Annotated in this window: 7 protein-coding genes; 2 read left to right on the forward strand and 5 right to left on the reverse strand. The window is 73.3% G+C overall.

Annotation, left to right across the window (positions count from 1 at the left end; translation table 11 throughout):
- Nucleotides 1–32 precede the first annotated feature (32 nt).
- A complete protein-coding gene (locus ACWZEH_RS10795) occupies nucleotides 33–446 on the forward strand; it encodes a Fur family transcriptional regulator (protein ID WP_456197816.1) in 414 nt (137 codons plus the stop codon).
- 154 nt (nucleotides 447–600) lie between these two features.
- On the opposite strand, the gene ACWZEH_RS10800 is transcribed toward ACWZEH_RS10795, so the two are convergent.
- From ACWZEH_RS10800 to ACWZEH_RS10810, 3 genes are all read right to left on the reverse strand, one after another.
- The gene (locus ACWZEH_RS10800) at nucleotides 601–5079 is read right to left on the reverse strand and encodes an Rne/Rng family ribonuclease (protein WP_456197818.1); all 4479 of its coding nucleotides are present in this window, start codon (nucleotides 5077–5079) and stop codon (nucleotides 601–603) included.
- Nucleotides 5080–5340: 261 nt separating this feature from the next.
- The gene (locus ACWZEH_RS10805; RefSeq protein ID WP_456197820.1) at nucleotides 5341–6117 is read right to left on the reverse strand and encodes a TIGR03936 family radical SAM-associated protein; all 777 of its coding nucleotides are present in this window, start codon (nucleotides 6115–6117) and stop codon (nucleotides 5341–5343) included.
- Nucleotides 6118–6165: 48 nt separating this feature from the next.
- Entirely contained in the window at nucleotides 6166–7308 is a 1143-nt protein-coding gene (locus ACWZEH_RS10810) for a hypothetical protein (protein ID WP_456197822.1), read from the reverse strand.
- Nucleotides 7309–7498: 190 nt separating this feature from the next.
- On the opposite strand from ACWZEH_RS10810, the gene ACWZEH_RS10815 reads away from it, so the two are divergent.
- Complete coding sequence (locus ACWZEH_RS10815) at nucleotides 7499–8485, forward strand: ion transporter (protein WP_456197824.1); 987 nt, start codon at nucleotides 7499–7501, stop codon at nucleotides 8483–8485.
- Nucleotides 8486–8573: 88 nt separating this feature from the next.
- Here ACWZEH_RS10815 and ACWZEH_RS10820 read toward each other — a convergent pair whose 3' ends face one another.
- Nucleotides 8574–10547: a TIGR03960 family B12-binding radical SAM protein gene (locus tag ACWZEH_RS10820; protein ID WP_456197826.1), complete on the reverse strand. Its 1974-nt coding sequence runs from the start codon at nucleotides 10545–10547 to the stop codon at nucleotides 8574–8576.
- An 87-nt stretch (nucleotides 10548–10634) separates the two neighbouring features.
- Nucleotides 10635–12197, reverse strand: a complete 1563-nt coding sequence (locus tag ACWZEH_RS10825) for a CYTH and CHAD domain-containing protein (protein ID WP_456197828.1) — start codon at nucleotides 12195–12197, stop codon at nucleotides 10635–10637.
- Nucleotides 12198–12261: the final 64 nt, after the last annotated feature.

A 12261-nucleotide genomic window follows, 5' to 3' on the forward strand; every position in this document is an offset into this window, starting at 1 on the left:
AGATGGGTTCCACCGCTGGTTAGGGTGACGGTATGAGTGATCTCTTGAAGAGGCTTCGGGAACGCGGCTGGCGCCTGACCGCGCAGCGGCGTGTCGTGGCCGAGGTGCTCGGCGGAGACCACGTCCACCTGACCGCCGACGAGGTGCACGCGCGCGCGACGGAGCGGCTGCCCGAGATCTCCCGCGCCACGGTCTACAACACTCTGGGCGAACTGGTGGCCCTCGGCGAGCTCACCGAGGTCCCGACCGACCACCGTGCCACGCGCTACGACCCGAATGCGCACCGTCCCCATCACCACCTGCTCTGCGACCGCTGCGGAACGATCCGCGACGTGCACCCGACGGGCGACGCCCTCTCGGCCCTCCCCGAGTCGGAACGCTTCGGATACACGGTCTCCGACGTCGAGCTGACGTACCGCGGCACCTGTCCGAACTGCACGGCGTGATGCCGGGGCCGGGCCGGCGTTCGAGGTCCGGCGCCGGGGACGGCCGGGGACGGCCACAGGGACGGCCAGGGAAACGAAACGCGGAGAGGCGCGGACACCGGGTGTCACCGGTGTCCGCGCCTCTCCGCGTGCCGCCCTGCCGGGCGGGCCCTGATCAGTCCTCCGTCGACGCCGTGACCGAGGGCGACGACTGCTGAGCCGCTGCCGCGGTCTTCTTCGCCGTCGTCTTCTTCGCGGCCGACTTGGTGGTCTTGGCCGCCGCCTTCTTGGCCGTCGTCTTCTTGGCGGCGGTCTTCTTCGTAGCCGTCTTCTTGGCCGTCGCCTTCTTGGCCGTCGTCTTCTTCGTGGCGGCCTTCTTCGCCGTGGCCTTCTTGGCCGCCGCGCGGGCGGTCTTCCTGGCCGGAGCCGTCTCGTCGGCGGCCTCCCCGGCGACTTCCGCGTCAGCGGTGACCGCTGACGCCTCGTCCACCGCTGACGCCCGGTCCGCCGTGGCCGACGGGACGACCACGACGGCCGCATCCTCGGACGCGGTGGACACGGTCGGCTTGCGCACCGCGCGGCGGCGCGGGCGCGGCGGCGCGGCGGTCCCGGCCGCCGCCTCGGGCGCCTCGGCCGAGACCTGCTCCGGCGCCTTCTCGGGCTCCGACGGGACGGTTGCGGACGAGGTCTCCGCGACCGTCACCACCGCGGCCTCGGCACCCGCCGGGGAACCGGCCGGCGCGGACACCTTGCGGGTGGCCCGACGACGCGTACGGCCCTTGGGAGCGGCCTCCTCGGCCGCCGGTGCCTCGGCGGGTGCCTCGACGACCGGGTCCTCTGCGGCGACCGGCCCGGCGTGCGCCTCCGAGGCCGGCTCCGGCTGCACGGGACGCGCGGCCTCCTGGGCGGCCGTCGTGTCCTGGGCCGTCGGCACCTCCGCCACCGGCTCCTCCGCGGCGACCGGCTCCTCGACGGCGGCCGGCTCGCGACGGCGCTCCTCGCGCCTCGGCGCGCCGGCCGGGGCCGAGGCCCTCCGGCTCGCCCGGCGGCGGCCGCGTCCGCGGGTGGCCGCGGCCTCCGCCTCGGCGGCGCTGCTGTACAGCTCCTCGTCGGGGACGTACTCGGGCGCCGGTAGCGCGACCGGCTCGGCCACCTCGGCGGCGACCTCGGCCTCCGACTCCGCCTCCGCCTCCTGCTCCGCCGTCAGGGCGACGTCGGCCTCGTGCTCGTGGATGTGCTCCCCGGCCCCGGCCCGCGCCCGCTTCCTGCGCTTGCCGCCGCCTCCGCCTCCGGTGGAGGTGGGCTGGTCCAGGTGGACGATGACCCCGCGCCCGTTGCAGTGGACGCAGGTCTCGGAGAACGACTCCAGCAGACCCTGGCCGACCCGCTTGCGGGTCATCTGCACCAGGCCCAGCGAGGTCACCTCGGCGACCTGGTGCTTCGTACGGTCCCGGCCCAGGCACTCGAGCAGGCGCCGCAGCACCAGGTCCCGGTTGGACTCCAGGACCATGTCGATGAAGTCGATGACGATGATGCCGCCGAGGTCGCGCAGCCGCAGCTGGCGCACGATCTCCTCGGCCGCCTCCAGGTTGTTCCTGGTGACCGTCTCCTCGAGGTTGCCGCCCTGACCGGTGAACTTGCCGGTGTTGACGTCGATGACGACCATCGCCTCGGTCCGGTCGATCACCAGCGAACCGCCGCTGGGCAGCCAGACCTTGCGGTCCAGCGCCTTGGCGAGCTGCTCGTCGATCCGGTACGTGGCGAAGACGTCGACCTCGCTGGTCCACCTCTGCAGCCGGTCGGCCAGGTCGGGCGCGACGTGCGCGACGTACCCGTGGACGGTCTCCCACGCCTCGTCGCCACTGACGACGACCTTGGAGAAGTCCTCGTTGAAGATGTCCCGCACGACCCGGACGGTCATGTCCGGCTCGCCGTACAGCAGCGTCGGCGCGTTCGAGCTGCCGCCGCTCCTGGACTTCTTCTTGATGTCCTCCCACTGCGCCTGCAGCCGCTCGACGTCACGGCGCAGCTCGTCCTCGCTCGCGCCCTCGGCGGCGGTGCGCACGATGACGCCCGCGTCCTCGGGGACGACCTTCTTGAGGATGGTCTTCAGCCGGGCCCGTTCGGTGTCGGGCAGCTTGCGGCTGATGCCGGTCATCGAGCCCTCGGGGACGTACACGAGGTAGCGGCCCGGGAGGGAGACCTGGCTGGTCAGACGGGCGCCCTTGTGTCCGATCGGGTCCTTCGTCACCTGGGCGAGAACCGACTGGCCGGACTTCAGCGCGGCCTCGATCCGGCGCGGGCCGTTGGCCATGCCCAGCGCCTCGAAGTTGACCTCGCCGGCGTAGAGAACGGCGTTGCGGCCCTTGCCGATGTCGATGAAGGCGGCCTCCATCGACGGCAGCACGTTCTGCACCTTGCCGAGGTACACGTTGCCGACGTACGAGGTGGCCTGTTCCTTGTTGACGTAGTGCTCGACGAGCACGCCGTCCTCCAGGACGCCGATCTGCGTGCGGTCGCCGTACTGCCGGACCACCATGACGCGCTCGACGGCCTCGCGGCGGGCCAGGAACTCGGCCTCGGTGATGATCGGGACGCGCCGGCGGCCCTGCTCACGGCCTTCCCGGCGGCGCTGCTTCTTCGCCTCCAGGCGGGTGGAGCCCTTGATGGACTGCACCTCGTCCGACGGCTCAAAGGCCTTGCGCGGCTCGCGGACCTTGACGACGGTGCGCTCGGGGTCGTCGGTGGAGGCCTCGGCGGACTCACCGCCGCCGTCCCCGGCCCGGCGGCGCCGGCGACGACGGCGCCGGCTGCTGCTGGAGCCGCCCGCGGCGCCCGAGTCGTCATGGTCCTCGGCCGGCTCGTCGGTGTCCTCCGCGTCGTCGGCGGTGTCCTCGGCGTCCCGCTCGGCGTCGGCCCCGGGCTCGTCACCCTCGGCGTCGCCCTCGGCGGACTCGCCGCGCCTGCGGCGACGGCCGCCCCGGCGGCGACGGCGACGGGAACCGGCGCCCTCGTTGTCGTCCTGGTCGTCGTCCGCGTGGTCCTCGGCCTGTTCGTCGGCGTCCGCGTCCTCGTCGGCCTCCTCCTCGGTGCGGGCCTCGGGGGCGGGCTCGGTACGGGTGCTGCCGGCGCCGGCGGAATCGGCCTGGGCGTCCGGTGCCGTGTCGGTCTCCTCCACGGCGCCACGGCGACGGCGGCGACGCCGGGGGGCGGGCTGCTCCTCCGAGAGCTCCTCGGTCGCCTCGGGCTCATCGGGCTCCACCGGGCCGACGGCCTCTGCGGCCGCTTCGGCGGCGGCCCGCTCCGGGGTCTGGAACTGGGGCTCGGTGAACACCGGAGCCTGGAAGACGGCGACCGCGGGACGCGCGGGACGCTTCGACGGCTCGGCCTCGGCGGACCCTGCGGCGGGCCGGGCGGGCTCGGCGAATCCGGCGGCGGCCTTGCGGACGGCACGACGACGACGGCGCGGAGCGGCGTCGTCCGCGTCGGGCGCCCCGGGAGTCTCGGACGTCGTGGGAGTCTCGGACGTCGTGGGAGTCTCGGACGTCGTGGGGGTCCCGGGGGACGTGGGGGTCTCTCCGGTGGTCTCGGTCACGGGGGCCTGCGCCTCCTCGGCGGGGGAGGCGGCGGCCTCGGCGGACGGGCCGGCCTGCGCCGTCTCGGCGGTCGCGGGCGCGGAGGCACGACGCGAGGTGCGACGCCGGGTACGACGGGGAGCCGCGTCGTCGGCGACGGCGGCCTCGGCGGTGTCCGCGGCGGCGGTGTCCGTGAGGGGGGCGGTGTCCGAAGCGACCGCGGTGTCGGCGGCCTGCGGGCCGTCCGCGCTCACGGCGCTCTCGGCACTCGCGGTGGCTCGTGCCGCTTCGGTGGTCCCGGCGGCGGGGGCCGTCGGCGAGGTCACGCGGCGCGTGGCACGACGGCGCGCCCGCGGCGGGGCCGCGTCCGCGGCCGGAGTGGCCGGATCGGCGTCCGCGGCGGGCTCGACGGCCGGGGCGTCCGGCGCGGCCGGGGTCTCAATCGCCGGTACGACGGTCTCGGCGGCCTGCGGGCCGTCCGCGCTCACGGCGCTCTCGGCACTCGCGGTGGCTCGTGCCGCTTCGGTGGTCCCGGCGGCGGGGGCCGTCGGCGAGGTCACGCGGCGCGTGGCACGACGGCGCGCCCGCGGCGGGGCCGCGTCCGCGGCCGGAGTGGCCGGACCGGCGTCCGAGGCGGGCTCGACGGCCGGGGCGTCCGGCGCGGCCGGGGTCTCAATCGCCGGTACGACGGTCTCGGCGGCCTGCGCGGCCTCCGGCGCGCCCGCGGACGAGGCCGGGCGGCGCGCGACCCGTCGGCGCCTGCGCGGAGCGGCGTCGTCCACGTCGGCCGGGGCCTCGGCCCGGTCCGCCACCGGCTCCACGACCGGCGCGGGTGCCGCGGCCGTCTCGCTCCCGGTGCCCTCCGCCGCCTCGAGCTCGTCGTTCTCCTCGAGCGGATCGAGGGATCGGGCGGACTCGTCGGCCGGTATGGCCGGGGCGGTCGCCGGGTCCGTCGTGCCGGGGGCCGCCGCGGGCGGGCCGGCCGGCCGTGACGCGGCCCGGCGCCGACGGCGCGGCGGCAGGGTGTCGCTGGGGCTGTTCGGTTCGGAGCCCTCTGTGGGCTCGGTCGGTTCGAGCATGCGGGGGTTTCTCCCGTCAGGCTCCCGGGCGCCGCACCTGGTCCGGCGATGCCGGTGACGTCCGCGGTTCGCGCGAAGCGCGGTTACCGCCGTCCGGGGCGCGGGCGCCGCACGGGAGCTCTCTGTGTCCTGTCTCACCGGTTCCGTACACCGAATGCGCACGGCCTGGCGAAAGTCTTGTGGTGGGTGCGCTGCCCGACCCGGGTGGCTCCCGAGGTACGAGGGCGGCGCTACGACGTCCGTCCCTACGCGGGACCTTCCTTACGCCGGCACCGTCGCGGTGGCAGTGGCACCGGCCGGTTGCGGCTCGGTCGCTGCTGCCTCGCGGTCGGGCGCGAGCGGGTCGGTCACCGTGCTGGTCTCTTCATCGAGCAGCCCCTGCGCCAGCCTGGTCACCGCTGCGGGGACCGGCGGCGCCAGATCGGCCACGGCGCGGAGACCGGACAGGACGTCGTCGGGTCGAACGGCAGGCGTCACGTGCCGAACAACCAGCCGCAGTATCGCACAGGGGCGGCCGGTCGGCCTATCGGCCGGTGAAGAGGGCGTTTCCACGCTCTCCAGATCCACGACCGCACAGCGGGCGTCGAACGTACGGACGCCGTTCTTCGTCCGGCGCTGTACCTCGACGGTTCCGGCCGCGTTGAAGGCGTCCACCGCTCGGCGGGCCTCCTCTGCGTCGACACCGTCCAGCCGCAGCTCCCACACCGAGGCCGTGAGCCGGTCGGCGAGCCCCGGGGTACGGACCTCGGCCGCCTCCACGACGTCGAGGCCCGTGGGCAGCGACTCGTCGAGGAGCGTTCTGAGCAGTTCCGGGTCGCGCTCCTGGGTGAGCGCGATCTCGAGGTACTCCGCCTCACTGCCCGTGCCGGTGGGTGCGGCATTGGCGTACGACACCTTCGGGTGCGGCGTGAACCCCGCCGAGTACGCCATCGGCACCTCGGCGCGGCGCAGCGCGCGCTCGAAGGCACGCTGGAAGTCACGGTGGCTGGTGAACCGGAGGCGGCCGCGCTTGGTGTAACGCAGTCGGATGCGCTGCACCGCGGGTGCGGGCGGCGGGCCTTCGGGCTGTCGCTTGCCCAGTGTCGCTCAGTCCTTCGTGAGTGCGGTCGTACTGCTACCAAGAGTACGCGTGTCGCCGCCGATAGGTTCCCGCCGGTTCTCCACCGGTGCCGGCCGCCGTTCCCCGACGAGCACCCGGCCGAGGTCGGCGCGCGCCTGCCGCAGCGTCGCGCGGGCGGAGGCGAGGGACTGCCGTACGGCCCGCCCCGCGGCACGGCCCGCCGCGGCGGCGGGCCGCAGCACCACGTCCCGCACCACATGCCCCACCGGTGTCAGCACGCGTGCGTACACCCAGCGCGCCGGTTCCACGACGGTCCACCGGAAGAGGTCCCTCAGAAACCGCCCCACCGCGAGCGAGATGTACCCGGTGACCCGCCAGGCATGTCCGAGGGCGTCCCGGATCTCCCGCGCGACGACGGCGAGCGCCCGCCCCACCGGCGCCAGAACCCAGCGCCACACGGCGAGCAGCGGCAGCACGAACAGGATCCGGGTGATCCAGTACAGCCCCACGCCGATGCCGGTGACGAGCATGCCCACCAGTCCCGCCAGCCCCTTCGCACACCAGGCGACGGCATGCCCGACGGGCGTGAGCACCCACTTGTACAGCCAGGCACAGGGCACGACGACCAGATACCGCGTGAGCCGGGCGAGGGCCGCGAACACCCCGAGGCCGATCGCGGCACAGACGGCCACGATCCCGCGCAGCACCCACATCACGCCGTGCCCGAAGGGCGTCAGCACGCGCGCGTACAGCCACACCAGCGCGTGCCCGAGCGGCACGAGCACGTACCGGTACAGCCACCCGGCGGGCACGACGACCACCAGGTTCCCGAGCCACGCGAGCGCCCTGCCGAGCGGCACGAGGACGTACCGCCACAGCCCGACCAGCGGCCACACGAACACCGCGCGCCCGATCCACAGCAGCGCCCGCCCGAGCGGACGGAACACGGTGCGGCCCAGCCACCGCGCGGCGACGGCACACGCGTCCCACACCAGACGCACCGGCAGGACCACGAGGAACACGACGATCCGCACCGGCAGGCGGATCGCCACGACCAGGCACCCCTCACCCCCCGCCCCGGGTCCCTCACCCGCCGCCTCCGGCTGCCGCCGCGGAGGCGGCGGTACGGGCGGTGTCGGTCTCTCCGCGTCCGGCTTCTCCAGGTCCATGCAGGAGTAGACGCCCCGGCAGGCCGTTCGGATGCACCGGTGCCGGGCCGACGCGTCACCCTCCCGCATCGGGCACCCGCGAATCTACAATGCTGTAGAAATCGGCTCTGGAGTGTCACCGCCGCGCGAACCCGCCGGCCCGTCCGCACCTCGGGCATGACGCGCGGCACGAAGGAGCAGATAAAGCACGATGAACGACCACCCTGCCCCCATGGGCGCCATGCCCCGGCCGCCCCGGTCCCGGCCCCCGCGCCGCGTCCTGGCGGAGAGAGCCCGCGCCCTCACCGAAGCCCGCTGGTTCGCCCTGTCCGTCTTCACCCTGATCATCGTCAACGCGGTCCTCCTCGGAGCCGAGACCTACAGCGGACTCGCCGCGGACTGGCACCGCTGGTTACGCCTCGCCGAACACCTCTGCCTCGCCGCCTTCACCGCCGAGATAGCCGTACGCGCCTGCGCCCACGCCGACCGCCCCCGCGACTTCTTCCGCGACCCCTGGAACGTCTTCGACCTCGCCGTCGTCGCCTGCGCGTTCCTCCCCGTCGTCCGCGAGAACACCACCGTCCTGCGGCTCCTGCGCCTCGCCCGCGTCCTGCGCACCGCCCGCTTCCTGCCCCAACTGCGCATCGTCATCGTGGCGGTGGCCCGCAGCCTGCCCGGCACCATCAGCTTCCTGCTGGTGGGCGCGCTCCTGCTGTACGTCTACGCCATGGTCGGCTGGGTCTTCTTCGGCGAGGCGAACCCGGGCCAGTACGGCTCTCTCGGCCGCGCCGTCCTCACCCTCTTCCTGCTGATGACCCTGGACGGCCTCGGGGACGCGGTCCACGCGGGTCTGGAGATCTCCCGCTGGAGCATCGTCTACTACGCCTCCTACGTGCTGATCGCCTCGTTCGTCCTGGTCAACGTCCTGATCGGAGTCGTCATCAGCTCCCTGGACGAGGCCCGCGAACTGGAACACGAACAGTCCCCCGCCCCCGACGTCCTCCCGGCCCCCGCCCGGGTTCCGGTGCCCGTCGTCCCGGTGCCCGACGGGGATCTGCGCACCCGCATCGCCGTCGCCAGAAGGGCGTTGGACGACCTCGAGGCCGCCCTCCCGCCCCTCCTCACCACCCGTCCGCCCGAAACGGCACCCGTACAGCCACCGGTACCGGTACCGACGCCCGACACCGCACGGCCGTAACACCGCGTCACCACCGCGGGCCGCGAACGCCGGTGGGCCCACCCCGATGTCCGGGAGTGGGCCCACTGGACGTCTCGTGGACGACGGCTCAGGACGTCGCCCCGCTGGGAGCCGACGCCGCGTTCTTGACCGTCAGCGGCAGCAACTTCCTACCAGTTGGTCCGATTTGAATACTGGTGTCGAGCTGAGGACACACGCCGCAGTCGAAGCACGGGGTCCAGCGGCAGTCCTCGACCTCCGTCTCGTCGAGGGCGTCCTGCCAGTCCTCCCAGAGCCAGTCCTTGTCGAGGCCGGAGTCGAGGTGGTCCCAGGGGAGGACCTCCTCGTAGGTGCGTTCGCGGGTGGTGTACCAGTCGACGTCCACGCCGAACCGCGCGAGGGACTTGTCCGCGCAACGCATCCAGCGGTCGTAGGAGAAGTGCTCGCGCCAGCCGTCGAAGCGGCCGCCGTCCTCGTAGACCGCGCGGATGACCGCGCCGACGCGGCGGTCGCCGCGGGAGAGCAGGCCCTCGATGATGCCGGGCTTGCCGTCGTGGTAGCGGAAGCCGATGGAGCGGCCGTACTTCTTGTCGCCGCGGATCTTGTCGCGCAGCTTGGTCAGGCGGGCGTCCGTCTCCTCGGCCGACAGCTGCGGGGCCCACTGGAAGGGGGTGTGCGGCTTGGGGACGAAACCGCCGATGGAGACGGTGCAGCGGATGTCGCCCGAGCCGGAGACCTCGCGGCCCTTCTGGATGACGTTCATCGCCATGTCGGCGATCTGGAGGACGTCGTCGTCGGTCTCGGTGGGCAGACCGCACATGAAGTAGAGCTTCACCTGGCGCCAGCCGTTGCCGTAGGCCGTGGCGACGGTCCTGATCAGGTCGTCCTCGGAGACCATCTTGTTGATGACCTTGCGCATGCGCTCCGAGCCGCCCTCGGGGGCGAAGGTGAGGCCGGAGCGGCGGCCGTTGCGGGTCAGCTCGTTGGCCAGGTCGACGTTGAAGGCGTCGACGCGGGTGGAGGGCAGCGAGAGGCCGATCTTGTCCTCTTCGTAGCGGTCGGCGAGGCCCTTGGCGATGTCTCCGATCTCCGAGTGGTCGGCGGAGGAGAGGGACAGGAGGCCGACCTCTTCGAAGCCGGTGGCCTTGAGGCCCTTCTCGACCATGTCGCCGATGCCGGTGATGGAGCGCTCGCGGACCGGGCGGGTGATCATGCCGGCCTGGCAGAAACGGCAGCCGCGGGTGCAGCCGCGGAAGATCTCCACCGACATGCGCTCGTGGACCGTCTCGGCGAGCGGGACGAGGGGCTGCTTGGGGTAGGGCCACTCGTCGAGGTCCATCACCGTGTGCTTGGAGACGCGCCACGGCACGCCCGACCTGTTCGGTACGACGCGGGCGATCCGGCCGTCGGGGAGGTACTCGACGTCGTAGAAACCGGGGACGTACACGCCGCCGGTCCTGGCCAGGCGGAAGAGGAGTTCCTCGCGGCCGCCGGGGCGGCCCTCCTCCTTCCAGGCGCGGATGATCCGGGTGACCTCGAGGACGGCCTGCTCGCCGTCGCCGATGACGGCGCAGTCGATGAAGTCGGCGATCGGCTCGGGGTTGAACGCGGCGTGGCCGCCGGCCATGACGATCGGGTCGTCCGGGCCGCGGTCCCGGGCCTCGAGCGGGATGCCGGCGAGGTCCAGGGCGGCGAACATGTTGGTGTAGCCGAGCTCGGTGGAGAAGCTCAGGCCGAACACGTCGAAGGCCCCGACCGGGCGGTGGCTGTCGACCGTGAACTGGGGGACGTGGTGCTCGCGCATCAGTTCCTCCAGGTCCGGCCAGACGCTGTAGGTGCGCTCGGCGAGGACGCCGTCCTGCTCGTTGAGCACCTCGTAGAGGATCATGACGCCCTGGTTGGGGAGCCCGACCTCGTACGCGTCGGGGTACATGAGCGCCCAGCGGACGTCACAGCTGTCCCAAGGCTTGACCGTGGAGTTGAGCTCTCCGCCGACGTACTGGATCGGCTTCTGCACATGCGGGAGCAGAGCTTCGAGCTGCGGAAACACAGACTCAGCGGCCTCGGCGGCTTCGGCAGGCATCTCGGGAACCTTTGTGTGCGGGCGGGGGGACCATCCAGCCTAACCCGGCCGGAGAGGTCCCCCGCACGGCCCGCGGCGGGCCCGGCGTCAGAAGGCGGTGCTGTTCCTGATCCGCTTCCAGGTTTCCGGGAGGGCCGCCTCGACGATCTCCGCCCGGCGCTCCTCGTGTCCGTGGAGCAGGCCGTAGGTGAAGGCGCTCTCCCCCGCCGCGTGGGCGACGGCGGACAGTTCGCGCAGGGTCTGGCGGGCCATGACGCTGTCCTGGTGGTCGCCGAGCAGGCTCTGGAGCGTCTTCATGTCCTTGACCAGGCCCTTGGCGGGGCCCTTGAGGGCCGGGGCGGCGGCCTCGGCGGCGTAGCGGGTGCGCTTGGTCTTCTTGCGGGCTTCGTGCACGGCGACGTCGCGGTCGTGGCCGGGCGGCAGGTCCAGTGCCCGGGCGACGAGGTCGGACACCTTGGCGAGGTCCTTGCTCACGGCCTTGGTGAGCACCTTCCCGGGGTCGCGGGCGGCCTTCTTCCGCAGGGGAGGGTCGGCCAGCAGGCTGTCGAGGCTGTCGAGCAGGGAGAAGTAGCGGCGGGAGTCGAGGACGGCGTTGACCTCGCTGTGGGCTCCGCGGTGGCCGGCCTCGGACCAGGAGGCCAGTCGTTCGCGGACGGCGCCGAGGACGAGGGTGTCGGGCAGTTCGCCCAGGGCCGAGGTCAGGCGCTCGGCGAGTACTTCCTGGTCGCGGTCCAGGCCGAGCTCGGCGGCCAGCCACTTCAGGTCGGCGCCGATCGGGTCGGTGGTCTCCCGGTCCAGGACGGAGCCGAAGGAGCGGAAGGTGCTGCGCAGGCGGCGGGTGGCGACCCGCATGCGGTGCACGGAGTCGGGTACGTCCTGGCGTACGGCGGGGTCGAGTTCGACGAGCGCGTCCCGCTGGGCGCGGACGTAGGCGAGGACGTGGTCGCCGGCGTCGACGGGTTCGCCGACCGGGCGGCTGCGGTGCTTGCGCTTCGGTGCCGCGGCCGGGGCGGGTGCGGGAGCGGGCGCGGCTTTTTCGGGAAGGCCGGCCGGGGGCGCGGTCTCGGCGAGGGCGCGGGCCAGTTTGGACGCGGCCTTCGAGGGGCGTACGCCCGCCTTGCGGAGCCGTTTGCCGACCTTGTCGAGGAAGGCGGGGTCGCTGCCGTCGGCGAGTTCGACCTCGATCTCGGTCCACCGCGCGGTGCCGCCGTGGCCGGTGAGGCGTTCGGCGCGCACCGTGTCGACGCTGATCTCGGCGAGGAGCCGGCCGTCGGCGTCGAGGAGGTGGCGCAGGTCCCGGTCGGAGCGCAGCCGGACCACGGGCTTCAGTTCGGTGTCGCGGACGCGGGAGCGGACGAGCCGGGCGAGGCTCTCCGGGAGGGCGTCGGAGAGTGGGGCGTGGATCTCGTCGCGCACCCCGGGGGCGACGGGGAACTTCAGGTGCCAGCCGGCGTCGGAGCCGCCGGTGCGTCTGCGCAGGGTGAGGGAGGCGGCGGCGAGGCGCTCGTCGGCGGTGTCGTAGTAGGTGGCGTCCAGGTGGGTCACGCCCCGGTCGACGACGGACTCGACTCCCGGGACGCCGGTCAGGTCGGGGAGTCCCCGCTCACCGGACTCGTACTTGCGCTCGATTTCACGTTTTGTGTCCGCCATGACCCGCAATCTCTTCGTGGCCGGTGGTCCCACCAACCCGGTTTCCCCGGTCGGTGCCGGAGAA

It is taken from the genome of Streptomyces yamdrokensis, assembly GCF_053890455.1.

Bases quoted from the DNA above. Each gene is read 5' to 3' on its own strand.
- ACWZEH_RS10795 (WP_456197816.1), top strand. From the start codon at position 33: ATGAGTGATCTCTTGAAGAGGCTTCGGGAACGCGGCTGGCGCCTGACC.
- ACWZEH_RS10800 (WP_456197818.1), bottom strand. From the start codon at position 5,079: ATGCTCGAACCGACCGAGCCCACAGAGGGCTCCGAACCGAACAGCCCC.
- ACWZEH_RS10810 (WP_456197822.1), bottom strand. From the start codon at position 7,308: ATGGACCTGGAGAAGCCGGACGCGGAGAGACCGACACCGCCCGTACCG.
- ACWZEH_RS10815 (WP_456197824.1), top strand. From the start codon at position 7,499: ATGAACGACCACCCTGCCCCCATGGGCGCCATGCCCCGGCCGCCCCGG.
- ACWZEH_RS10820 (WP_456197826.1), bottom strand. From the start codon at position 10,547: ATGCCTGCCGAAGCCGCCGAGGCCGCTGAGTCTGTGTTTCCGCAGCTC.
- ACWZEH_RS10825 (WP_456197828.1), bottom strand. From the start codon at position 12,197: ATGGCGGACACAAAACGTGAAATCGAGCGCAAGTACGAGTCCGGTGAG.